Below are 24,041 nucleotides of genomic sequence, written 5' to 3'. Positions count from 1 at the left end.
CTTACAATCAAGGAAATCGTTCTATTTAGAGGTGAAAATCAATGAAAAAATCGACAAATTTCTCTGCTCTCGCCCTGCTTGCAATCGGATTTTACTACTTTCTGCAAACCTTTCAAATCCAGCTGTTTGAAAATCAGGAATCCTGGCAAACTTTGCTCGTCCTGTTTGGCCTGGTGTTTCTGATTGGCGGGCACTTCGATCAAGATGACAGCGCCATTCTTCCCGGGATTCTTTTGCTTGGACTTGGGATTCATTTTCATAGCATCGAACGTTTTCCGAATTGGCCTGAGCATGCACCTGCCATTACCTTTATTATCGGACTCGGAATGCTGCTGCGGGGAGCAAAAGCCAAAACAGGCTATTTACACGGTTTCATTTTACTCCTGCTTGCCGTTTTTCTCCACTCATTTGATTCGATCATAAACGGTCTTGGCTGGGTCGAGCAAGGAATGGAGGTCATCCAGAAATTTTGGCCTGTCCTGCTAATTCTTGGAGGTTTTTACTTATTATTTATTAAAAGAAAGTAAATTATGTAAGATCAGGGATTTAAATGATGAGCTTCCAGCCCCAATGTGCGGCTGGTTTTCTTTTTACCCAATAAAAAGAACCAGCCCTGTGGCTGGTTTCAGTTTATTTTTTTAAATGTGTATAATGCTCGATTGCAGACCAGGCTTCAACTTTGCCCTGCCCTGTTTCAGAAGAGAAGCAGATCAAGGGATCATTCGGATCCTTGTTCAGTGTTTCTCTGACAACCTTCATATGTTTTTGCCATTTGCCTTTAGGAATTTTGTCGGCTTTAGTGGCAACTACAATTGTCGGAATATCATAATGCTTAAGAAACTCATACATCATCACATCGTCTTTTGATGGCGCATGGCGAAGGTCAACAAGCAACACAGCTGCACAAAGCTGTCTGCGTTTTGTAAAATACGTTTCAATCATTTTCCCCCATGCATCCCGCTCGGACTTAGAAACTTTTGCATAGCCGTAGCCCGGTACATCGACAAAATGAAGCACTTCATTAATGATATAAAAATTTAAAGTTTGCGTTTTTCCCGGCTTTGATGACGTCCTCGCCAGGTTTTTCCGGTTCAGCAATTTATTGATAAACGACGATTTTCCTACGTTTGATCGTCCGGCCAGAGCAATTTCCGGCAATTCCAGATCTGGATACTGCTCGGGCTTTACTGCACTGATGACAATCTCGGAACTTGTTACTTTCATTCATTCTCTCCTACTAACGCATGCTGCAGCACTTCATCCAGGTGTGATACAGGCACAAATGTTAAATCATTGCGGACACTTTCAGGGATATCTTCAATATCTTTTTCATTGTCCTTTGGCATAATGATTTTTGTTAATCCTGCCCGGTGCGCACTCAGCGTTTTTTCTTTTAGTCCGCCGATCGGCAGTACTCTTCCTCTTAATGTAATTTCTCCGGTCATGCCGACTTCTTTTCTGACCGGTCTTCCGGTCAAAGCTGAAATCAGCGCTGTTGCCATTGTAATTCCTGCTGAAGGGCCATCTTTTGGAACTGCACCTTCAGGAACATGAATATGAATGTCATGCAATTCATGAAAATTCTCTTCAATATTCAGCTCTTTTGCCCTGGAGCGGATAAAACTGAATGCCGCCTGTGCAGATTCTTTCATGACATCCCCAAGTTTTCCGGTTAAAATCAGCTTGCCTTTTCCAGGTGATAACGATACTTCAATTGAGAGTGTATCTCCGCCTACGGTTGTATATGCAAGGCCTGTTGCCACTCCAATTTGATCTTCGAGTTCAGCCTGACCGTAACGGAACTTGTTCTTCCCTAAATAATCAGCAAGGTTTTTGTCTGTTACGATAATTTTCTTGCGTTCTTCAGAAACAACTTGCTTGGCTGCTTTTCGGCAAATCGCTGCCAGCTGTCTTTCAAGACTTCTGACTCCTGCTTCACGGGTATGATAGCGAATGATATTTTGTATAGCTGACTCGCGGATTTGCAAATTAGACTTTTTCAAACCGTGATCTTTTAGTTGCTTAGACAGCAGATGATCTTTGGCAATATGAATTTTCTCCAATTCTGTATAGCCTGCAATCGTGATTATCTCCATCCGGTCACGCAATGGGCCAGGTATGGTTGACAGGTTATTTGCTGTAGCGATAAACATAACTTTGGATAAATCATAGGTCTCTTCAATATAATGATCGCTGAACGTATGATTTTGTTCAGGATCTAGAACCTCGAGAAGGGCTGAAGAAGGGTCTCCTCTGAAATCATTGGACATTTTATCAATTTCATCAAGTAAAAAAACCGGGTTAATGGTTCCCGCTTTTTTCATCCCCTGAATAATTCGGCCCGGCATTGCGCCGACATATGTCCGGCGGTGACCGCGGATTTCAGATTCATCCCTGACTCCTCCGAGTGAAATGCGCACGAAATTCCTGTCAAGAGATTTAGCAACTGAACGGGCAAGGGATGTTTTCCCTACTCCGGGAGGTCCTGATAAGCATAAAATCGGTCCTTTAAGTGAGTTTGTCAGTTTTTGGACGGCCAAATATTCAAGCACTCGGTCTTTTACTTTTTCAAGCCCGTAGTGGTCCTCGTCCAAAATGGTTTCAGCCCGTTTTAAATCAAGACGGTCAACCGTTGCATTCGACCACGGCAAGGAGATAAGCCACTCGAGATAATTTCGGACTACTGAACTCTCAGCTGAGGTTGAAGGAACTTTTTCATAGCGCTCAAGTTCTTTCAAAGCAGTAAGTTTGATATGATCCGGCATGCCGGCCTTTTCAATCTTCTCATTCAGAATATCCACTTCACCCGTTTTGCCTTCTTTATCGCCAAGTTCTTTTTGAATCGCCTTCATTTGTTCGCGGAGATAGTATTCCTTTTGCGTCCGCTCCATTGACCGTTTCACACGCTGGCCGATTTTCTTTTCAAGCTGCAGCACTTCTTTTTCATTATGAATGATTTCAATGACACGGTTTAAACGCTCTTTAATATCCAGAGTTTCAAGAACTTCCTGTTTTTCTTTCAATTTAAGCGGCAGGTGAGATGCAACAATGTCAGCCATCCTGCCAGGCTCATCAATATCTGTAACAGTTGAAAGAGTTTCACCGGATATTTTTTTAGACAGTTTTATGTATTGATCAAAGTGATCGATCAGCGTTCTCATAAGCGCTTCATCTTCGGCGTCTTTATCTGTGCTTTCTTCTAAGGAAGCTGCACCGACTGCAAAATAGTCACCTTCATCTACATATTTAGTGATTTTCCCCCGCTGAATTCCTTCTACGAGAACCCGGATTGTCCCATTTGGGAGCTTCAGCATTTGTTTTATTTTCGTTAATGTTCCTACTGTAAAGATATCTTCTTCGGTTGGTTCATCAATTGAAATATCACGTTGAGTTGTTAAAAAGATTATATGATCATCCATCATCGCTTTTTCAAGCGCCTGTACGGATTTTTCGCGTCCTACATCAAGGTGAAGTACCATTGTCGGGTACACTAACAATCCTCTAAGAGGTAGGAGGGGGACGATTTTCTCTTCTTTTTTCGCCAACTGTCATACACCTCCATGACTTTAGTATCAATCATTATAATATAATGAGTTCATTCTTGTACAATTCTAACTTATCGGCAATACAGTGTCTATTTGTAAATCATATAGTGTTACCTTATGTAGTATACCCTTTCCTCAGTCAGAAGACTAAAGAAATTACTTTTGTGATCAAAGAAAAGTGGAATCGCCCGTTTAGCTCCGTCAGACAGATAAGGATCCGGCTGAAAAGGCGCTTTTTGCCTTTACAGACGGAGCCGTTCTGGCCGAGGAGTTGGGCGATGGAACTGGACAACAAGAAAAGCGGAATCGTCCGGTTAGCGCGGGCAGACAGATAAGGATTTGGCAGAAAAAGCGCTTTTTGCTTTTCCTGCCAAATCCGTTCCGGCCGCTGAGCTGGACAACAAGAAAAGCAGAAGACTGTTCAGACTCATTCAGACAGATAAAACTTCACCAGAAAAGTCCGGTTTTGGCTTTCCATAGGGAATGATCGAAGCCATATCTGCGATCGCAGAATGATTTCATTCTTTTCACTTAAAAAACCCCGAGATTACCCGAGGTCTTGTTTTATTAATGATGGTATCGGCGCTGGCACTTCAGTTGGAGGATTCAGCAGCGCGACATCGAACACTTCCTGCAAATTCGTAACCGGGATGATATGTATGCCTTCAACCGTTTTTAATATCGATTGCATATTTTCAGCCGGAATTATGACTGTTTTCGCACCTGCAAGCTTAGCAGCTTTAATTTTCGGCACAACTCCGCCAATCGGTTTTACACTGCCGTGAATGCTGATTTCTCCCGTCATGGCTACTGTATGATCGACCGGTATTTTGTGGATAGCCGAGAAAATGCCCGTTGCCATGGCGATTCCCGCTGATGGCCCGTCTACTGGTATGCCTCCCGGAAAGTTGACATGGATATCATAATCATCTGCTTTAATTCCCATTGACCTCAAGACTGTAATGACATTTTCAATCGAGCCTTTGGCCATGCTTTTTCTTCTGACTGATTTGCCTCTGTCACCGATGCTTTCCTCTTCCACTATACCTGTTATATTAATATTCCCTTTATCTTTGGCATGAATGACCGTCACTTCTATTTCAAGAAGAGAACCTGAATTCGGACCGTGAACTGCGAGCCCATTGACGAGACCTACTTTTGCATCCGCATAGATTTTTTTATCATATCGCGGGGTAAGCTGACTTGAACTTACCACCCATTCAATATCCTGCATAGTAATTTCTGTGCGGTCTTCTGTCATCGCCATGCCTGCTGCAATTTGCATCATGTTCACAACTTCGCGACCGTTTCTCACATATGAAGTTAAAGTAGCTATGCTTGGTTCGCTTACCTTCATATTTACTTTGACTGCCGCTTTCCTTGCCACAACCGCAAGTTCAGCCTGCTCTAAATCTCTGAAGAAAACTTCAAGACAGCGGGAGCGGATGGCAGGAGGGATTTCATTAGGCGTTCTGGTCGTTGCGCCAATCAAACGAAAATCAGCCGGCAGTCCATTTTGAAAAATATCATGTATGTGATTAGGAATCTGTGTATTTTCCTCACTGTAATAGGCGCTTTCTAAAAAAACTTTCCGATCTTCTAAAACCTTCAGCAGTTTGTTCATCTGTATCGGATGCAATTCGCCGATTTCATCTATAAACAGAACGCCTCCGTGTGCATTTGTCACAGCCCCCTGCTTAGGCTGGGGAATACCGGCTTGTCCCATCGCGCCTGCCCCCTGATAAATCGGGTCGTGCACAGATCCAATTAAAGGATCTGCAATCCCTCTTTCATCAAACCTTGCAGTAGTTGCATCTAATTCGATAAAAACAGCCGCAGTCTTAAATGGCGATTTATTATTTCGTTTTGCTTCTTCGAGTACCAGTCTTGCAGCCGCCGTTTTTCCGACACCTGGAGGACCGTATACGATTACATGCTGAGGATTGGGTCCGCATAGGGCTGCTTTTAGCGCTTTGATTCCATCTTCCTGGCCAACAATATCTGAAAAGCTTTTAGGACGGACTCTTTCAGAAAGAGGCTCCGATAATTTAATCGATCTCATCTTTTTCAGTTGTTCCATTTCTTTGCGTGATTCGCGGTCGATTGATACTTTTTGGGTACGCTGATTTTTTAATAAATTCCAAAAATACAAGCCAATAATGACCCCGAAAAACAGTTGCACAAATAATGCAATTCCAGTCCAGCTCATAGTGGTCCCTCCTACTGCGATGTCAATTTATCCCGCATTAACGGGCAGTAAAAACCCTCACCTAATAATAGTAGGGAATACTTACTCTCTGGTGAGGGCAACTGCCCGTAAATACCCGATCTGTTCAACAAATCATCACCGTTTCTGCTGATGAAAGTTTCACTGTATAAGCTAGTATCTCCGAGGGACTTCTGGAATAAACGTTATTATCCTAACTATAATTACGATATTAATGTATAAAAAAAGCAGTCTTTCAAATTTAAAAATACAAAAAAGCCTTGCGGATTTACATCCCGCAAGGCTTTTAATTAGATATTAAATAAAGTAAAAAGTTTTCCGCTTCTGAGTCCAGCTCCAGCGCCTGATGACTCTTCGGCCAGAACGGCTCCGCCTAAAAAGTCAAACCCCGACTTTCCGGCGAATCCTAATCTGCCTGCCTGATCTGGCCAAGGCGCTTCCGCTTTGTCATTATGCAGATGTTTTCGTATCTTCTTCAATAATCGTGCCGTCAGTCAGAACCAATTTAGGCGGCACTTTATCAGTGACTGTTTCAGCAGTAATGATGCATTTCGTAATATCATCTCGTGATGGAAGTTCAAACATGACTTCAAGCATGAGTCCTTCAATAATAGAACGAAGTCCGCGCGCCCCTGTTTTGCGTTCAATTGCTTTTTTAGAAATTTCCATCAATGCATTCTCTTCAAATTCAAGTTCTACACCATCTAAATCAAGCATTTTTTGATATTGCTTTACAAGAGCATTCTTAGGTTTAGTCAGAATTTCAACAAGTGCTTCTTCATCTAAAGGCTGAAGACTTGCAATAACCGGCAGACGGCCGATGAATTCCGGAATAAGTCCAAAACGCAGAAGATCTTCCGGAAGCACTTTTGAAAGAAGCATTTTTTGGTCCAGCTCATCATCTTTTTTGTCAGAGCCAAAGCCAATAACCTTTTGGCCTAAGCGGCGCTTAACGATTTGCTCGATGCCGTCGAAGGCTCCGCCGCAAATAAATAAGATGTTTGTTGTATCAATTTGAATGAATTCTTGATGTGGGTGTTTGCGTCCGCCCTGAGGTGGAACACTTGCAACCGTGCCTTCAAGAATTTTAAGAAGCGCCTGCTGAACACCTTCACCTGAAACATCACGTGTAATAGACGGATTTTCAGACTTGCGGGCAACTTTATCAATTTCATCGATGTAAATAATTCCTTTTTCTGCTTTTTCCACATCATAATCTGCAGCTTGGATCAGTTTTAAAAGAATGTTTTCAACATCTTCTCCAACATATCCAGCTTCCGTTAAAGATGTAGCATCAGCAATTGCAAAAGGAACATTCAGAATACGGGCTAATGTTTGAGCAAGGAGTGTTTTACCGCTTCCTGTCGGCCCGATCATCGCGATATTACTCTTTGAAAGCTCTACTTCATCGATCTTGCTGTTTGAATTAATTCGCTTGTAGTGGTTATAAACAGCTACAGCAAGGCTCTTTTTCGCTTGTTCCTGCCCGATGACATATTCGTCCAAAATTTCGCGAATTTCTTTCGGCTTAGGAACATCTTTAAATTCAACTTCTTCTTCTGTTCCCAGTTCTTCTTCGACGATTTCTGTGCATAATTCAATGCACTCGTCACATATATAGACACCCGGTCCAGCAACTAATTTACGAACCTGGTCTTGAGTTTTACCGCAAAATGAACACTTCAGCTGACCTTTTTCGTCATTAAATTTAAACATGTTTTCACCCCTTATATCTTTGTATCATCAAAGTACCCATACATCTTCATCTATAGGAGAAGCTGCTCTGGATGGATTATCTTTCTTATTCCTAAGTATAAAGGTAATGGGAATGAATATCACGCAACTTACCTTGACCGCTGGTCCGAAGCGGTTAAAGTCTGAAAAATTGGTATGTATTGCATTGTACCATAAGTATGTAGAGTACAGGAAATAAAACCACTCTGCCTGAGCAGATTAGAGTGTTTGTATATATAATTCGCTCTCTGGATTTAAAATCCTTGCTCTCTGAATGAATCTTTTTCTTATCATATGTATGTAGCATCCGGTAATTATATAGTACCCAATGCGATTAAAAATAAATCTATTTTGCAAAACAAGGCACGAATCATCTCGCGCCTTGTTTCTTTATAATTTATTATGCAATTTCTTTGCTGTTTTCAACAAGGAAGTCGATCGCTTTACGTACTTTAAGATCTTCTTTTAGTCCTTCTAAAGATCCCAGAGCTTGCTTGATGTTCTCAACAGGCATGTTGTACATTTCAGCCATTTTAGCAATCTCAGCATCTACTTCTTCGTCTGTAGCTTCGATGTTTTCTGCTTTAGCGATTGCTTCAAGAGTCAAGTTGTACTTCACGCGTTTAGAAGCATCTTCTTTCATTTGCTCTTTTAAAGCATCTTCATCTTGACCTGAGAATTGGAAGTATAACTCAAGGTTCATGCCTTGTGCTTGAAGACGCTGTTCGAACTCCTGCATCATGCGGCTTACTTCGTTTTCGATCAATACTTGAGGAATGTCAACTTCTGCATTGTCAGAAGCTTTGTCTACAAGTGAGTCACGAAGTGTGTTTTCCGCTTCAGCTTTTCTAGTTTCTTCTAGGCGGGTTCTTGTTTTAGCTTTTAAAGCTTCAAGGCTTTCCACTTCTTCATCTACGTCTTTAGCAAATTCATCATCTAAAGCAGGAAGTTCTTTTGCTTTGATTTCATGAAGCTTCACTTTGAAAGTTGCCGGCTTACCAGCAAGGTTTTCAGCGTGGTACTCTTCAGGGAATGTTACTTCAACTTCTTTTTCTCCGCCTGCCTCAAGGCCTACAAGCTGCTCTTCAAAGCCAGGGATGAAAGAGCCAGATCCGATTTCAAGCGTATAGTTCTCAGCTGTTCCGCCTTCAAATGCTTCGCCGCCTTCGAATCCTTCGAAATCGATTACGACTGTATCGCCATTTTCAACAGCGCCGCCTTCTTTTACAACTAGTTCAGCATGACGCTCCTGCAATGTTTTAAGTTCAGCATCAACATCTTCTTCAGATACTTCTGCATTCAATTTTTCTGCTTCAAGGCCTTTGTATTCGCCTAATTTCACTTCTGGTTTTACAACAACTTTAGCAGTGAAAATTAAGTTTTTGCCTTTTTCGATTTGTTCAACATCAATTTCAGGGCGGTCGATTGGTTCGATGCCAGCTTCTTCAACTGCTTGTGGATATACTTCTGGAAGAATGATATCCAAAGCATCTTGATAAAGTGACTCTACGCCAAAACGCTGTTCGAACATGCCGCGCGGTACTTTACCTTTGCGGAATCCCGGAATATTTACTTGCTTTGATACTTTTTTAAATGCTTCATCAAGGGCTTTGCTGAACGTTTCCGCATCAACTTCTACTGTCAGAACGCCTTGGTTACCCTCTAACTTTTCCCATTTTGCAGACATATGTTTCCCTCCAAAAAATCTATTGAAATAGTGACATAATCTAGGTTAGGTTTGGCAAAGTATGCCTTGTCCATTTTAAACAAGTGCTTCCTTTGTTATACCCCTATGTAGATGATTTACTAAATCGGCCAGTGTAGTGTATGATGTCTGCGCGCATAAGGGTACATTCCCTTTGGTACGGCTGATCATCATTTTACAACCATTTTATTATAACATAGAAAAAATTCCTTTCAACATTTACGTTAGATTTGCAAATAAGAAATTTCTTCTATTTCATATATTTTTCTTGCAGCTTCAATCAGTGTATTTTCTTTTACTTCATATGTATAGCTGACCTCTTCTGCCGGTGCGGCTATTCCATGCATTTCATAGCCTGCATAATGAAGGGCAGCTGCCCACAGCCTTGCTTCGGCCGGTTCCGGCAAAAATGGAAACAACACATACAAATGGCGAATCCATACTTCTTTTACTGCTTCAAACAGCGCAGGGTTCTCCTGACCAAGAATATCATCCAGGACATTCAGGACTTTCTTGGTAAAAGGTAGCTCAGATGAGTCTTCAAGCTCTGCGGGAATCAGCGAAATCGTTTTGCCGAACTTAGAAATTTTCACTTCTTTTGCTACCTCATTTTCCATAAGCAAATGAAGAATCATCGATTGAACAACAGGATGGCTGCCTCCATCTTTTAAAATTGATTGAAGCTGCAGCATGTGCCTTGATACATTCCGGTCTTTTAAGGATTGGACATAGGCTACCTGCTGATTAATCGTATCAAGCAAATTTCCCGGTTCTGTATAGCTTTCATCTTCCTCTTCCACATCAATCGGAAAATCTTCGTCCTCGGTCATTTTACGGCTGAAATCGAGAAGCTTATAAAAGTGCTCGGCCTGATCGTGAGGCAGCTGATTTTCCTGCAGCACAGCCTCGATCGTCTGCTGCACTTCACTGTATTGTCTAAGCTGAATAAGAACCGTTAAATAAACCTGCAGCACAGTAAAATAGTCCCCTATGTCTTCATGGAGCATTTTACGGCAGACTGTCTTTGCTTCTTCAAGCTCTCCAAGCTCCATCAGGCATAATGCGATTCCGAGATGAATTTCAGCCCGTTCCTCTCCAAGTTCCTGCACCTCATAAAAGAGAGTGAGTGCTTCTTTAAATTGTTTATTTTTCAGAGCTTCCAATCCTTTATCAACTAAACGCTCACTTAAGTTAGGAAAGGGAATGACTTTTCTCTGTTTTTTTCCATCCATCATTGTAGGATCAACTCCGGCTTGCTATTTGCCTACAAGTGTACCAATGGACGCTTTAGAAAACAAGGAAAGAAGAGCCCGGAATTACGACATCCAGACTCTTCTTGCTTTTTCATATTCAGCAATCTGTTCTTCATACATGAAAGTAAGTGAAATTTCGTCATGTCCGTTCAGCAGCATATCTTTCCAATATGGATCGACCGTGAACGAATAAAGGACCATTTCCTCGTCGCGGATTTCTTGTTTTTCAAGGTCAATCGTGCACTCAAAATGAGGGTTTGAGGCCAGCTGAATGAATTGCTGATGAAAACTTTCTTCTATTCTAATAGGAAGAAGTCCATTTTTCAGGCAATTTTGATGAAATATATCTGCAAAAGACGGGGCGATGATAACTTTGAACCCATAATCCCCTAATGCCCAAGGCGCATGCTCCCGTGAAGATCCGCAGCCGAAATTCTCTCCAGCCACTAAGATGCTTGCTCCTGCTGCTTCAGGCTTATTCAGCTCAAATTTTGGATTATCTGTTCCGTCATTTAAATATCTCCAGTCAAAGAAAGCAAATCTGCCATATCCGGTCCGTTCAATCCTTTTTAAAAACTGCTTCGGAATAATCTGATCTGTATCAACATTCGACCGGTTTAATACAGCCAGTTTACCTTTGTGCACTTGAAATGCTTCCACTTGCAATCCCTCCTGTTAGTTCTCTGACATCAACAAATCTGCCGTAAACAGCTGCTGCTGCAGCCATGGCCGGACTGACAAGATGCGTTCTGGCACCTTTTCCCTGTCTTCCTTCGAAGTTCCGGTTTGACGTTGAAGCGCAGCGCTTTCCTTCAGGCACAATATCATCATTCATGCTTAGACACATGCTGCAGCCTGATTCACGCCATTCAAATCCTGCATTAATAAAAATCTGATGCAGCCCTTCTTCTTCTGCCTGAAGCTTCACTTTTTGGGAGCCGGGAACGACGATTGCTCTTACAGATGGATTTACTTTTCTATCATTAATTATATCAGCAGCCTGACGAAGGTCTGTTATTCTGGAATTTGTACAGGATCCGATAAACACATAATCAATTTCAATATCCTGCACCCTTGTATCCGGTTCAAGACCCATATAGAAATAAGCTCTCTCCGCTTCCTGCTTCTCTTCCTGTTTATTGAACATGCCCGTGTTCGGCACTTTTTGATCCACCGCTACAGCCATGCCCGGATTCGTTCCCCAAGTAACCATTGGAGAAATATCGGCAGCGTCAATGCTGATTTTATCGTCATATTCAGCCCCTGGATCGCTCTTGAGGTTTTTCCAATAGGCAATGGCTTCCTCTAATTCTTCTCCCTTTGGAGCATAAGGACGTCCTTTAATGTATTCAAATGTGGTTTCATCAGGAGCCATGAGCCCTGCACGAGCACCAGCTTCAATTGACATGTTGCAGACGGTCATCCGTTCGTCCATTGACATATTCTCAATCGCTTCTCCGGTAAATTCAATGACATACCCTGTACCAAAGCGGACCCCGAATGTCCCGATAATATATAAAATGACATCTTTTGCTGTTACCCCTTTATTCAACGGGCCATTTATATGGATGTTTAATGTTTTTGGTTTCTGCTGCCAAAGCGTTTGAGTTGCGAGCACATGTTCCACTTCGCTTGTTCCGATTCCAAATGCCAATGCCCCAAAGGCACCATGTGTAGAAGTATGACTGTCTCCGCAGACAATTGTTTTTCCAGGCAGTGTAAGTCCAAGCTCAGGTCCGATTACATGGACAATTCCCTGATCTGTACTATTAAGGTCAGCAAGCCTGATTCCAAATTCGCGGCAATTGGCCTCAAGTGCATTTACCTGGAGTTTTGCCACTTCATCTTTAATCTCAAACCGGTTAACTGTTGGAATGTTATGATCCATTGTGGCAAACGTATTCCCGGGCTTTCTTACCTTTCTCCCGTTCTGCCTTAAACCTTCAAACGCCTGCGGGGAAGTGACCTCATGAATCAGATGAAGATCTATATAAAGAAGATCAGGCTGATCATTTTTCCGGTAGACAACATGATCATCCCATATTTTTTCTACTATTGTTCTGGCTTTCAAACAAATACCCCCTTTAATATTTAAAGGCTGTTTTCGCATAGATTGTTATTTTCGATTAAATATGTTTTCCGTTCCTTCCGCTGCAATCCACATAAGGATATAAACATATAATCTAAAAGCAACAAAGCTTACGAAAAGAGCCTATTTAATAGATTGGCGCTCTTCATCTAATGAAAAGCGCCGAAAGGTTTATGCGTAAGCTTCCATAATGTTAAAAATGGTATGATCATCTGCAAGAGCTGCTTTGATTTCTTCAACAAGCTTTGAGGTAGAAAGGGGTGTTTCTCCCTTTCTTGATAAATCAGCTGTTCTTTTGCCTGAATCGAGTACATGTTTAACCGCATTTTCGATTGCTTCGGCCTCTTCCTCCATTTTAAAGGAGTGTCTCAGCATCATAGCTGTTGATAAAATCATGGCGACAGGGTTCGCTTTATCTTCTCCCGCAATATCAGGAGCAGAGCCATGAACAGGCTCATAAAGATGCAGTCCTGTTGCACTCAAGCTTGCTGACGGCAGCATTCCAAGAGATCCTGTGAGCATAGAAGCCTCGTCGCTTAAAATGTCGCCAAACATATTTTCAGTAACAATCACATCAAATTGTTTAGGATTATGAATAAGTGCCATCGCAGCATGATCAACCAGCATATGCTGAAGTTCCACATCAGGGAATTTCATTGCAACTTCTTCAGCGACTTCTCTCCACATTCGGCTTGATTCTAAAACATTCGCTTTATCGACAGACGTCACTTTCTTTTTTCTGTCCTGTGCCAGCTGAAACGCTCTTTCAATAATGCGCACCATTTCATCCCGCTTATAAAACAGCGTATCGACTACTGTATGTTCCCCATTTTTTACATTTCGTTCACTCGGCTTTCCGAAATAAAGCCCGCCTGTTAATTCTCTTACAATCATGAAGTCGACGCCTTCCACATACTCCCGCTTAAGCGGAGAAGAATCGAGCAGGCTTTCAACCGTTTCAACAGGCCGGAGATTTGCGTACAAATCCAGTTCCTTCCGAAGAGCAAGCAGGCCTTTTTCAGGTCTTAAATGAGATGGGTTCTTATCCCATTTCGGCCCTCCTACTGAACCAAGCAGAACTGCATCAGATTCTCTGCATATTTGCAGTGTTTCCTGCGGAAGCGGAGAATTCATTTCATCGATCGCCGCTCCTCCAATCACTCCATATTGAAAATGAAAACGATGATAGTAATGTTCTTCAATTGCTTTTAGAATTTCCACAGCACCATCCATAACTTCTTTTCCAATACCGTCACCCGGCAATAATGCAATTTTCTTCTCCATTTAACTCTGCCTCCTTCATGATTTTTATTAAACAGTAGCTTTTAAACTTTCCTCGGCCTGAGCATTTAATATAAGAATTCGATTTACAGCATTCAGATAGGCTTTCGCAGAGGCTTCAAGAACATCCTGCGCCATTCCTCTGCCGCTTGATTCAACGCCTCCGACCATGACTCTTACAAAGACTTGAGCAAAGGCATCCCGGCCGCTGCTGTTTGATTGAATCCGGTAGTCCTGCAGCTTAATAGAAAAACCTGTGCACCGCTCAAGCGTATTGTAGATGGCTTCTACGCTTCCTCCGCCAGTGGCTGCTTCCTGCACTAACTGCTGCTTCTGGTTTTTAAGAGTAACTGTAGCAGTCGGCACCTGGGATGTTCCGTACTGAACCTGCAGAGATACAAGTTCAAACATATCCTCGCTTCTTTCTACTTTTTCTTCTATTACAAGAGCGGCAATATCTTCGTCTGTGAATTCCTTCTTTTTCTCAGACAGTGTTTTGAACGTATTAAAGATTTTATGAGATTCTTCTTCCGTTACACTGAAGCCAAGCTCTGCAAGCTTGCTTTTGAAAGCGTGGCGGCCTGAATGTTTTCCAAGCACCATTGAATTTGAGCCGACTCCAACTAGCTCAGGCGAGATGATTTCGTACGTTGTTTTTTCCTTCAGTACTCCATCCTGATGAATGCCTGATTCATGGGCAAACGCATTTTTCCCGACAACTGCTTTGTTAGGAGGAATCATCATTCCAGTCAGCTTGCTTACTAGATCGCTTGTTTTCTTAATTTCATCCAGTTTCATATTGGTTTTTGCGCCAAAATAATCTGAGCGAATGTGAAGAGCTACGCCGATTTCCTCAAGTGAGGCATTTCCAGCACGCTCGCCTATTCCATTAATCGTACCTTCAATTTGCCCGGCTCCGTTTTCGATGGCTGCAAGAGAATTCGCAACGGCCATCCCAAGATCATCGTGGCAATGGGCAGATAAGATGACGTTATCAATGCCTCTGACATTTGATTTCAAATATTGAAAAATCTCACCGTATTCTTTCGGGTTAATGTATCCCACTGTATCCGGGATATTAATTACGTTTGCCCCCGCTGCAATTACTTGTTCAACGATTTTCGCCAAAAACGGGAGTTCGCTTCTGCAGGCATCTTCGGCTGACCATTGGATAAGCGGAAAGTATTTCGATGCATACTTGACTGATTCAACGGCTGTTTCAATGACCTGCTCAGGAGATTGCTTTAATTTATAGTGCATATGAATGGGAGAAGTAGCAAGGAATACGTGCAGTCTCGGGTTTGCACCATCCTTCAGCGCATCCCACGCTGCATCGATATCTGTTTTCACAGATCTTGCAAGTCCTGTAACTGAACCATTTTTAATTGTTCTGGCGATCTCCTGTACAGCTAAAAAATCTCCTTTTGAGGAAGCCGGAAACCCGGCCTCCATTATATCAACACCAAGACGTTCCAGCTGAAGGGCAATCTGCAGTTTTTCTTTAGCATTTAAATTGACTCCGGCTGATTGTTCTCCATCTCTAAGAGTTGTATCAAATAGGTTAATTTTTCGCACTTGCGACCACTTCTTTCCGTTTTGGCTTAACAAATGGCATCATTTCACGAAGCTTTCTCCCTACTACCTCAATTTGATGTTCATTTTCACGATTGTTGATTGCATTGAATTGAGGGCGATTTACCTGATTCTCGATGATCCAGTCTTTTGCAAATTTACCGGATTGGATATCATGCAAGACTTCTTTCATCGATTCTTTTACTCTTTCATCTACAACTCTAGGTCCAGATACGAAATCTCCCCACTGTGCTGTGTCTGAAATGGAATATCTCATTCCTGCCATTCCATCTTCATACATAAGATCAACAATCAGCTTCAGCTCGTGCAGACACTCGAAGTATGCAAGCTCCGGCTGGTATCCCGCTTCTACTAATGTTTCAAATCCAGCTTTTACGAGAGATGTTAACCCTCCGCATAAAACCGCCTGCTCACCGAAAAGGTCTGTTTCTGTTTCTTCTTTAAACGTTGTTTCAAGCACTCCTGCACGAGCTCCTCCGATCGCTTTAGCATAGGCTAAAGCAAGATCTTTCGCCTCGCCTGTTACATCCTGATAGACTGCGAACAATGCAGGTACACCGGCACCGTCTTCAAATGTTCTTCTGACAAGATGTCCAGGACCTTTTGGAGCGACTAAAAATACGTCTACAAATTCAGGAGGAACAATCTGGTTGAAATGTACATTAAATCCGTGTGCAAATACTAGTGCATTTCCTGGCTGAAGCTGGTCTTTGATTTCTGCTTCATATACTTTTTGCTGCTGTTCATCCGGCAAGAGCACCATCACAACATCTGCCTGAGCTGCTGCTTCTTTAACCGTTGTAACCTCTACTCCGTCTGAGGCAGCCTTGTTAAATGAATTTCCTTTGCGAACGCCGACAACAACATCAATTCCGCTGTCCTTCAAGTTCAGTGCATGAGCGTGGCCCTGTGATCCGTAGCCGATTACTGCAACCTTTTTCCCTGCTAATACTTCCTCTTTAACATCACCGTTATAATATACTTTTACCATGTCCATTCTCTCCTTTTAATGTCAATTAGTTTAGACGATTGAATATGTTTTAGCGCCATTTGCAGTACGCTGTGTTCCTCTTGGGAAAGCAGTTGTGCCGGTTCTGGCAATTTCTTTGATTCCATATGGCCGCAATAAATCAATAATTGCTTCAATTTTTTCTGATTCGCCTGTAACCTGAACTACTACGCTGTCACGGCTCACGTCAATGACAGTTGCTCTGAAAGGCTCAATCACACCTTGAACTTCCATTCTCGTCGCCGGAGGCGCAATGACTTTAATTAAGGCGAGCTCTCTTGCGACGATTGATTGATTCGTAATATCCTGTACTTTTAAAACATCAATCTGTTTATTCAGCTGTTTAGTAATCTGCTCAACTTCTTTTTCGTCTTCTACGTGAATAACAAACGTCATTCTTGAGATACCTTCAATTTCTGCATGGCCGACTGTGATGCTTTCGATATTATAATGTCTTTTTGTAAATAAACCGGTGATCCGATTAAGGACCCCTGAGCGATTATTGACAGTCAGTGTAAGAATTCGCTTCACGGTTTAACACCCACCATTTCATGTAATCCTTTTCCTGGAGCAATCATCGGGTATACATTTTCCATCTGGCTTACATTTACGTTTATCAGTACTGGTTCTTTTGATAAAAGAGCCTGTTTGAACGCCGGAAAGTCTTTTTCAGTCTGAATTTTCAGTCCTTTCATGCCGTATGCTTCCGCTAACTTCACGAAATCTGGCTGAGATTGAAAAACAGATTGTGAATATCTTTCTTCATAGAAGATTTCCTGCCACTGTCTGACCATTCCAAGCACTCCGTTGTTCAATAGAATCACTTTAACCGGCAGATTGAGCTCATGGATAACAGATAGTTCCTGAAGGGTCATCTGGAAACCGCCGTCTCCAAGGATCGCAATGACATTTGCGTCTTTTTCAGCAAGCTGGGCTCCAATAGCTGCAGGCAATCCGAAGCCCATTGTGCCGAGACCCCCTGATGTAACCCAGCGATTAGGCTGCTGCAGGCGGTAATACTGCGCTGCCCACATTTGGTGCTGACCGACATCCGTTGTAATAATTGCCTCTCCATTTGTCCATTCATGAATGAGTTCAATCATATGCTGAGGTTTAAGCTCTTCATCTGATTTTTTGTACCATAACGGCAAGGACTTTTTGTTATTCTGCAAGGCTGTATACCAATCATCATGCTGACTGCGTTTTCCGTTTTGATGAATAAGATTTTCAAGAACAAGTCTTGCATCGCCAACGACTGGAATTTTTGTTTCAACCACTTTGCCGATTTCAGCAGGATCGATATCAATATGGGCAATTGTTGCACTTTTTGCAAAATGATTTAAATTTCCTGTTACCCTGTCGTCAAACCTTGCACCGACGCTGATTAATAGATCACATTCATATAACGCCATGTTTGCGGTATATGTACCGTGCATCCCGGCCATCCCGAGAAAGAGCGGATGATCTGCTGGAAAACTGCCAAGACCAAGCAGTGTGTTTACAACTGGAATGTGCTGCTGTTCTGCATATTCTTTCAGCTGCTCGCTTCCCTTGGCATGCAGCACTCCTGCACCGGCTAAAATGACCGGTTTTTTAGCACTGCTGACAGCTTCAACAAGCTTTCTGATCTGAAGATAATTCGGTTCTGTTTTTGGCTGATATCCCGGCAGATGGACAGGTGCGTCATAATTAAAAATTCCTTCCGCTACTGCGATATCCTTTGGAACATCAATGAGAACCGGTCCCGGTCTTCCCGTTGTGGCAATGTGAAAAGCTTCTTTGATGATGCGGGGAAAATCATTTACATCCCGGACTTGATAATTGTGCTTTGTAATCGGCATTGTGATTCCAAGAACATCCGCTTCCTGGAAAGCATCTGTTCCAATGACAGAAGATGCAACCTGGCCTGTAAATACAACCAGCGGCAGGGAATCAATCATGGCATCTGTAAGTCCTGTAATCAGGTTCGTGGCGCCTGGCCCGGATGTTGCAATGACAACACCAGGTTTGCCTGATACTCTTGCATAACCCTCAGCTGCATGAATACCGCCTTGCTCATGCCTTGTTAAAATGTGATACATGCCGGAGTTATAGAGTTTGTCGTAAATTGGAAGAACAGCCCCTCCCGGATAACCGAAAATCACCTCTACTTTCTCCCGTTTTAAAGCTTCAATCATCATCATGGCCCCGGACATTGTTTTCGTACATTTGGCAGACTTTGCATCCAATTGTACCTTCATACTCATTGATTATTGCCTCCTTTTTTCCCGCTATCATCTAAAGCCTTATTTTTTTATCTAATTATTTCAAAATAAAAAACCTCCCCGCCCCAATATTGCCCACGTGTAATGTGAGTCAAAGGGGCGAGAAGGTTTGAAAACACTTTTCGCGGTACCACCCTTGTTCATGGTCTGCATCAGACCACCTTATGAAAGCACTTGGCTTTCTTTTTAATAACGAGTGCTGTGTAAATGACACCCGGCTGATTCTACTAAACTTCAAATCAGCACTCAGAGGCGAGTTCACTTAAAAAGGGACCGCCGGTTCTCAGCTCCACCAGCTCTCTTTAGATCCTTGTTTTCTAAGCTACTTATCCTCTTCAGCGTTTTAAATTATTTTGTGATCAGCTTACACTTAAGCTTGAACTGTTTCCTTTTACTTTTACACCATCTGATAATACTTTTTCTCTGAAACACTCAAGCAGACGGTTCGTATGTTCTCCCGGCTGCCCATCGCCGATTTCCCTGCCGTCTACCTTTACAACAGCAATGACTTCAGCGGCAGTCCCAGTCAGGAAGACTTCATCTGCTGTATAAACATCATGTCTTGTGAAAGGTTCCTCACGCACATCATAGCCAAGTTCTTCAGCTATTTCGATGATGACGTTTCGGGTAACTCCTTCAAGAGCTCCCAAGTAACCTGGAGGAGTCAGAAGTTTTTTATTTTTATAGATAAAGACATTATCAGCAGATCCTTCTGCGACATAGCCTTGATCATTCAGCATCAGAGCTTCGCTTACATTTGCAAGATGTGCTTCAATTTTTACAAGTACGTTGTTCAGGTAATTCAGTGATTTTACTTTAGGACTTAAAACGTCCGGTCTATTTCGCCTTGTCGGAACTGTCACAATATCAATTCCTGTTTCATAAAGATGTTTAGGGAAGATGGACAGCGGCTCTACAATAATAACAACATTTGCTTCTTTGCATTTATATGGATCAAGCCCAAGATCTCCGACTCCTCTTGAGACAACCAGTCTGATGTATGCGTCATCTAATCCGTTTTTCTCAACAGTCTTAACAGTTAAATCCGTCATTTCCTCTTGCGTATAAGGCATGTTGAGCAAGATGGATCTTGCTGACTCATATAATCTTTTCATGTGCTCATTTAATCTGAAGATGTTGCCGCTGTATACTCTGATTCCTTCGAAAATACCGTCTCCGTAAAGGAATCCGTGGTCATACACCGAAATTTTCGCATCTTCTTTTTTTACAAATTCATTATTTAGAAAAATCCATTGGTCACCCATAAAGAGCACACCTTTCTTTTAAAGTCTAAACGCGTTAATCAGTTGAATTCCAGTGTGTAAAAAAAATCCGTATAACGTTTGTTATGGACTCTTTTAAATGAACCTCACATGTTCATGTAACTTATATTTGAGCCTATATTACGCCCATTAAATAGCGGTGTCAACCGTCTTTTTTCGAATTGTTAGATAATTTAGATTTGTTTAACAATTTGTATACGCTTACATGCCTGTCATTATGGGAATTGTGTTTTTTAAAAATTTTTCAGAAGTTTTTTTCTGTGAGATTGCCTGACAAGGTTTTGGCTGATTTGATAAGGGGTAAATTAGGAAGAAAAAATTTTAAAAAATCCAGCATTAAAAATTTTTTTTGAGTCCAGAAGGATGATTGTTAGCAATAGAAGCGTTTGTTATACGAATGTGATCCTGTTAACAATTCTAAACTTTTTTCGGGAAAATTTTATGAAACAACAAAAAAACTTCTTTCGGTTTATCGAAAGAAGTTGTATGTATAAAGTATGGCGTCCCAGGAGAGATTCGAACTCCCGACCAACGGCTTAGAAGGCCGTTGCTCTATCCACTGAGCTACTGGGACATGTTATTTTGTTTAACATCGCGTTTATGTATCAGCGACATTTTTTATTATATGTTCGATTAGATTAAAAGTCAATAACTTTTTCTAAAATTTTATGAAAGAGGGAAAAATATCCCTCTTTCACGATGAAGCAAGCTCAAACCTTTGCGTGAGGCCGGTTACAGGGGATCCGTCAAGCTCGAAAAAGGTAACTTGTGCCGTTTGATTTTGTATTTCTAATATAACATATGTTTTTTCAGTTCGCATCCGCGGAAGTCTGATGCTTCCAGGATTAATGAATAGAATATTATCGACATATTCCGCTCCTGCCGTATGAGAGTGACCAAAGCAGACAATCTTCGCATCGTGTTCTTTCGCACTGTACATCACATTCATGAGAGTCGATTTTACATTGTGCAAATGGCCATGAGCAACAAAGAAACGATATCCTTCCACATCTTCGATGATTTCATTTGCAAACCGCGCTTCAAAATCACAGTTTCCGCGGACAGACGTATATCCCAAAATAGCAGAATGATCTGCTTCAAGTTCAGAATCGCCGCAATGAAACATGGCATCTGTATCCCCTGCGTGGCGTTTCCTGATTTCCTGAAGCTCATCGGTTAAGCCGTGGCTGTCACTGATTATTAATACTTTCACGTATAAAACTCCCCATCGTCAGGCTTTAAGCAGTTTTGCAAGCTTTTGAAGCGCAACCGCACGATGGCTGATTTTATTTTTCTCTTCTTTTGTTAACTCTGCCATCGTTTTTGCTTTATCTTTCACTAAGAAAATCGGATCGTACCCGAATCCGTTTTCTCCAATTGGCTCTTCTGTGATATAGCCTTCAACTGAACCTTCTACCGTCACCGTTTCACGGCCAGGCTCAGCAAGTGCGAGTGCACAGCGGAATCTTGCATTCCGTTCTTCCTTTGAAACACCATTCAGCTGAAGCAGCACTTTTTCAATATTGGCTGCATCACTTTTCTCAGCTCCTGCATAGCGTGCTGAATAAACACCAGGTTCTCCGCCAAGATAATCGACTGATAGTCCGGAATCGTCTGCAATGGCCATTTTTCCATATAGCTTTGAGATTGCTTCCGCTTTTATAACGGCATTTTCTTCAAACGTAGAGCCCGTTTCTTCAACATCTGGAGAATCTTCCAGGTCCATCAGTGAAATGGCCTTTAAATCGTATTGAGATAAGATTGATTGAAATTCAAGTAATTTACCTGCATTTTTCGTTGCAATAATAACTTCCTTCATCTGATTCATCCCTTTCCATCTTTTTGATCGATGATTTTCAGAGCTAAATCTCCAAGGGCCTCCATTTGAATTGAAATTAGCGAGTTTATTCCTTTTTCAGCTAAATCAAGTAATTCATTCAGTTCTTCTCTTGAAAAAGTCGCTTCTTCTCCAGTTCCCTGAAGCTCTACGAATTTTCCTGAAGACGTCATGATGACATTCATATCCACCTCTGCTGATGAATCCTCAATATAGTTTAAATCTAAGATCTCTCCAAGCTTTGAATCCATTCCGACTGATGTCGCCGCAAGAAAATCGGTGATTGGCAGCGTGCTGAGTTTCTTCTGAGACATCAGCTTTCCAAGCGCTAAAGTCATGGCAACGAAAGCTCCGGTAATGGAAGCTGTGCGCGTCCCCCCATCTGCCTGAATCACATCGCAGTCAATCCAGATGGTGCGCTCGCCTAACTTTTCAAGATCAACCACTGCTCGCAAAGCTCGTCCAATCAAGCGCTGTATTTCCATCGTGCGGCCTGTTATTTTACCTTTTGAAGACTCTCTGATCGTCCGCTGTTCAGTAGCTCGGGGCAGCATGGAATATTCAGCTGTGATCCATCCCTTTCCTTCTCCCCGCATAAATGGAGGCACACGATCCTCAATGCTTGCATTGCAAATTACTTTTGTATCGCCAACACTTATTAACACTGAACCTTCAGGGTGCTTTACGTAGTCTGTCAGAATTTCAACTCTTCTTAATTCATCTTGTTTACGGCCATCATGTCTCATCCTATTCCTCCGATCAATTCTTATGCTGATCAAGCTTTCGTTTTATGTATAAACAATAAAGAAGAGGCAGCGCTTATGACTACCTCTTAGTTTCTCTATATAGTATATCAAAAATCAGCGATTAAAAACTACCTGTGTTCACATTGACTGGACGGGAGACAGGTTCAGTAATCTTTTTGCCGTCTTCATTTACAAGTTCTGCTTTTCCGTCAACCGTTAAGACCACGTTTTCAATGCCAGGCTGTTCTGTCAGCGATAAGACAAGAGAATTCAGAACATGAGTTGAAACCATCTTTTTCTCTTCATCTGCACTTCCATAAATGGACTCGTTGAAATTCAAAGTGACAGTGCCATCTTCCACTACAGGTTCTTCAAGAAGCTTTACATCCTTTTGCATGTCAGTGAGCAGTGCATGTGAGATGTTCGGTTCCTCTGTTAATTTTTTCACCACGGCTGCTATCGGATCTTCTTCGTCATTGCTTACCCGGGTCGTTACAGGTACATAGTATGTCTGATCGTTATGCTGGGCTGTATAATAAACCGTCAGAGGCTTTGTATTCGTAATATCCATAACACCCGCTGTATCCAGATTGATGCCGTCAGCACGGCTCAGCTCGCTGCTTATCGGGGTGCCCCCTACAGGCATTTCATTTTGTTCATGGCCGTTAATCATAATTTTCACTGTTTTGACTGAGTCAAATTGAGTCAGTGTCCAAGTAATTGACTGAAGGATTTTCAGCTCATCTTCAGCTTGATAGTTTTTAAACTCTTTAGAAAAGTCTACGATGGCAGTACCATCTTTAACATTCACATCCACTTGTGTGTCCTGCGGGATAACGGCCCTGAACCCATCAGGAAGAATATTGCTCACTGGTCCGCCATCTACAAGGTATTCAAGAACTTGTTTGGCTACTCCTTCTTGCTTAGGCAAGTCAAATGTCTGGGCAACAACAAGCCCGTTGCTGTCAATCAAATATAACTGCCTAGTATAGGTTTCTGCAGACTCTTCTCCTTTTTCACCCTCTGCTGTTGTTTTTTCTTCTTTCAGCGTTTCTTCGTTCCCTTTATCAGCATTTTCTGTGTATGAAACATCTTGCGGAGGATCGATTTCCTTTGCTTTTTCCCCGCCGAATAATCCGCATCCTGACAAGAGCAGCGTCGATGTTAAAACAGTAGCAGCAATCTTCATATTTCTAGTTTGAGACATACAATTCCCTCCTAAGGCAGTTTGTACTACTATGTATACGAGCTGTTTATTGAATTAGACCGAATTTGAAAAGATTTTTGTACTAAGAAAAGCGGAATCGCCCGTTTAGCTCCGACAGACAGATAAGGAACCGGCTGAAAAGGCGCTTTTTGCCTTTACAGACGGGTCCGTTCTGGCCGAGGAGCTGGGCGATGGAGCTGGACACCATAGAAAAACATATAAATTCTGATACTTTAAAAAAGCGGGGGACGCCAATATCCCCCGCTTT

21 protein-coding genes, 1 tRNA gene and 1 other annotated feature are annotated in these 24,041 nt (G+C 42.1%); of the genes, 1 reads left to right on the top strand and 21 read right to left on the bottom strand.

Annotation, left to right across the window (positions count from 1 at the left end; all coding sequences use genetic code 11):
• Positions 1 to 41 precede the first annotated feature (41 nt).
• The gene (locus tag ABEQ24_RS19335; protein ID WP_430008323.1) at positions 42 to 527 is read left to right on the top strand and encodes a LiaF transmembrane domain-containing protein; all 486 of its coding nucleotides are present in this window, start codon (positions 42 to 44) and stop codon (positions 525 to 527) included.
• Positions 528 to 630: 103 nt separating this feature from the next.
• Here the strand turns inward: ABEQ24_RS19335 and yihA are convergent, their stop codons facing one another.
• From yihA to ABEQ24_RS19230, 21 genes are all read right to left on the bottom strand, one after another.
• Positions 631 to 1,224, bottom strand: coding sequence for a ribosome biogenesis GTP-binding protein YihA/YsxC (yihA, locus tag ABEQ24_RS19330; protein WP_430008322.1), 594 nt, complete (start codon positions 1,222 to 1,224; stop codon positions 631 to 633).
• Positions 1,221 to 3,545 (bottom strand): endopeptidase La, encoded by a 2,325-nt coding sequence (gene lon / locus ABEQ24_RS19325; protein WP_430008321.1) that lies wholly within the window; start codon positions 3,543 to 3,545, stop codon positions 1,221 to 1,223. Before lon ends, yihA begins: the two co-directional genes overlap by 4 nt.
• Positions 3,546 to 4,092: 547 nt before the next feature.
• Positions 4,093 to 5,754, bottom strand: coding sequence for an ATP-dependent protease LonB (gene lonB / locus ABEQ24_RS19320; protein WP_430008320.1), 1,662 nt, complete (start codon positions 5,752 to 5,754; stop codon positions 4,093 to 4,095).
• Positions 5,755 to 6,062: 308 nt separating this feature from the next.
• Positions 6,063 to 6,251, bottom strand: coding sequence for a hypothetical protein (locus tag ABEQ24_RS19315; RefSeq protein ID WP_430008319.1), 189 nt, complete (start codon positions 6,249 to 6,251; stop codon positions 6,063 to 6,065).
• On the bottom strand, positions 6,223 to 7,488 hold the full coding sequence (clpX, locus tag ABEQ24_RS19310; RefSeq protein ID WP_070876402.1) for an ATP-dependent protease ATP-binding subunit ClpX: 1,266 nt from the start codon (positions 7,486 to 7,488) through the stop codon (positions 6,223 to 6,225). Before clpX ends, ABEQ24_RS19315 begins: the two co-directional genes overlap by 29 nt.
• A gap of 418 nt (positions 7,489 to 7,906) precedes the next feature.
• A complete protein-coding gene (gene tig / locus ABEQ24_RS19305; RefSeq protein WP_430008318.1) occupies positions 7,907 to 9,193 on the bottom strand; it encodes a trigger factor in 1,287 nt (428 codons plus the stop codon).
• A gap of 242 nt (positions 9,194 to 9,435) precedes the next feature.
• Complete coding sequence (locus ABEQ24_RS19300; RefSeq protein ID WP_430008317.1) at positions 9,436 to 10,446, bottom strand: tetratricopeptide repeat protein; 1,011 nt, start codon at positions 10,444 to 10,446, stop codon at positions 9,436 to 9,438.
• 81 nt (positions 10,447 to 10,527) lie between these two features.
• The gene (leuD, locus tag ABEQ24_RS19295; RefSeq protein ID WP_430008316.1) at positions 10,528 to 11,124 is read right to left on the bottom strand and encodes a 3-isopropylmalate dehydratase small subunit; all 597 of its coding nucleotides are present in this window, start codon (positions 11,122 to 11,124) and stop codon (positions 10,528 to 10,530) included.
• Positions 11,096 to 12,535: a 3-isopropylmalate dehydratase large subunit gene (gene leuC, locus ABEQ24_RS19290; RefSeq protein WP_430008315.1), complete on the bottom strand. Its 1,440-nt coding sequence runs from the start codon at positions 12,533 to 12,535 to the stop codon at positions 11,096 to 11,098. Before leuC ends, leuD begins: the two co-directional genes overlap by 29 nt.
• Positions 12,536 to 12,724: 189 nt before the next feature.
• Entirely contained in the window at positions 12,725 to 13,837 is a 1,113-nt protein-coding gene (gene leuB / locus ABEQ24_RS19285; protein WP_430008314.1) for a 3-isopropylmalate dehydrogenase, read from the bottom strand.
• Positions 13,838 to 13,864: 27 nt separating this feature from the next.
• Positions 13,865 to 15,409 (bottom strand): 2-isopropylmalate synthase, encoded by a 1,545-nt coding sequence (locus ABEQ24_RS19280; protein WP_430008313.1) that lies wholly within the window; start codon positions 15,407 to 15,409, stop codon positions 13,865 to 13,867.
• Positions 15,396 to 16,418, bottom strand: a complete 1,023-nt coding sequence (gene ilvC, locus ABEQ24_RS19275) for a ketol-acid reductoisomerase (RefSeq protein ID WP_070876390.1) — start codon at positions 16,416 to 16,418, stop codon at positions 15,396 to 15,398. Before ilvC ends, ABEQ24_RS19280 begins: the two co-directional genes overlap by 14 nt.
• A gap of 30 nt (positions 16,419 to 16,448) precedes the next feature.
• Entirely contained in the window at positions 16,449 to 16,967 is a 519-nt protein-coding gene (gene ilvN / locus ABEQ24_RS19270; protein WP_430008312.1) for an acetolactate synthase small subunit, read from the bottom strand.
• Entirely contained in the window at positions 16,964 to 18,682 is a 1,719-nt protein-coding gene (ilvB, locus tag ABEQ24_RS19265) for an acetolactate synthase large subunit (RefSeq protein WP_430008311.1), read from the bottom strand. Before ilvB ends, ilvN begins: the two co-directional genes overlap by 4 nt.
• Before the next feature lie 110 nt (positions 18,683 to 18,792).
• Positions 18,793 to 19,048, bottom strand: a binding site (T-box leader).
• An 11-nt stretch (positions 19,049 to 19,059) separates the two neighbouring features.
• On the bottom strand, positions 19,060 to 19,965 hold the full coding sequence (ilvE, locus tag ABEQ24_RS19260) for a branched-chain-amino-acid transaminase (protein WP_430008310.1): 906 nt from the start codon (positions 19,963 to 19,965) through the stop codon (positions 19,060 to 19,062).
• Positions 19,966 to 20,481: 516 nt separating this feature from the next.
• A tRNA-Arg gene (locus ABEQ24_RS19255) sits at positions 20,482 to 20,557 on the bottom strand.
• A gap of 120 nt (positions 20,558 to 20,677) precedes the next feature.
• On the bottom strand, positions 20,678 to 21,196 hold the full coding sequence (locus ABEQ24_RS19250; RefSeq protein WP_430008309.1) for a metallophosphoesterase family protein: 519 nt from the start codon (positions 21,194 to 21,196) through the stop codon (positions 20,678 to 20,680).
• A gap of 18 nt (positions 21,197 to 21,214) precedes the next feature.
• On the bottom strand, positions 21,215 to 21,802 hold the full coding sequence (locus ABEQ24_RS19245; RefSeq protein ID WP_430008447.1) for an XTP/dITP diphosphatase: 588 nt from the start codon (positions 21,800 to 21,802) through the stop codon (positions 21,215 to 21,217).
• A gap of 5 nt (positions 21,803 to 21,807) precedes the next feature.
• The gene (gene rph / locus ABEQ24_RS19240) at positions 21,808 to 22,566 is read right to left on the bottom strand and encodes a ribonuclease PH (RefSeq protein WP_070876380.1); all 759 of its coding nucleotides are present in this window, start codon (positions 22,564 to 22,566) and stop codon (positions 21,808 to 21,810) included.
• Between the two features lie 121 nt (positions 22,567 to 22,687).
• Positions 22,688 to 23,773 (bottom strand): GerMN domain-containing protein, encoded by a 1,086-nt coding sequence (locus ABEQ24_RS19235; RefSeq protein WP_430008308.1) that lies wholly within the window; start codon positions 23,771 to 23,773, stop codon positions 22,688 to 22,690.
• An 82-nt stretch (positions 23,774 to 23,855) separates the two neighbouring features.
• Positions 23,856 to 24,041 (bottom strand): hypothetical protein (locus ABEQ24_RS19230; RefSeq protein WP_430008307.1); only part of this gene is annotated, 186 nt, incomplete at its 5' end.

Source organism: Metabacillus idriensis (assembly GCF_050483325.1).
GTDB lineage: Bacteria > Bacillota > Bacilli > Bacillales > Bacillaceae > Bacillus_P > Bacillus_P idriensis_A.
Note: the sequence above shows the minus strand (reverse complement) of the source record. Positions and strands in the feature narration are given on the sequence as shown.

Bases quoted from the DNA above. Each gene is read 5' to 3' on its own strand.
- ABEQ24_RS19335 (WP_430008323.1), top strand. From the start codon at position 42: ATGAAAAAATCGACAAATTTCTCTGCTCTCGCCCTGCTTGCAATCGGA.
- yihA (WP_430008322.1), bottom strand. From the start codon at position 1,224: ATGAAAGTAACAAGTTCCGAGATTGTCATCAGTGCAGTAAAGCCCGAG.
- lonB (WP_430008320.1), bottom strand. From the start codon at position 5,754: ATGAGCTGGACTGGAATTGCATTATTTGTGCAACTGTTTTTCGGGGTC.
- clpX (WP_070876402.1), bottom strand. From the start codon at position 7,488: ATGTTTAAATTTAATGACGAAAAAGGTCAGCTGAAGTGTTCATTTTGC.
- tig (WP_430008318.1), bottom strand. From the start codon at position 9,193: ATGTCTGCAAAATGGGAAAAGTTAGAGGGTAACCAAGGCGTTCTGACA.
- ABEQ24_RS19300 (WP_430008317.1), bottom strand. From the start codon at position 10,446: ATGATGGATGGAAAAAAACAGAGAAAAGTCATTCCCTTTCCTAACTTA.
- leuB (WP_430008314.1), bottom strand. From the start codon at position 13,837: ATGGAGAAGAAAATTGCATTATTGCCGGGTGACGGTATTGGAAAAGAA.
- ilvC (WP_070876390.1), bottom strand. From the start codon at position 16,418: ATGGTAAAAGTATATTATAACGGTGATGTTAAAGAGGAAGTATTAGCA.
- ilvB (WP_430008311.1), bottom strand. From the start codon at position 18,682: ATGAGTATGAAGGTACAATTGGATGCAAAGTCTGCCAAATGTACGAAA.
- ilvE (WP_430008310.1), bottom strand. From the start codon at position 19,965: ATGGGTGACCAATGGATTTTTCTAAATAATGAATTTGTAAAAAAAGAA.
- ABEQ24_RS19245 (WP_430008447.1), bottom strand. From the start codon at position 21,802: ATGAAGGAAGTTATTATTGCAACGAAAAATGCAGGTAAATTACTTGAA.
- rph (WP_070876380.1), bottom strand. From the start codon at position 22,566: ATGAGACATGATGGCCGTAAACAAGATGAATTAAGAAGAGTTGAAATT.
- ABEQ24_RS19235 (WP_430008308.1), bottom strand. From the start codon at position 23,773: ATGTCTCAAACTAGAAATATGAAGATTGCTGCTACTGTTTTAACATCG.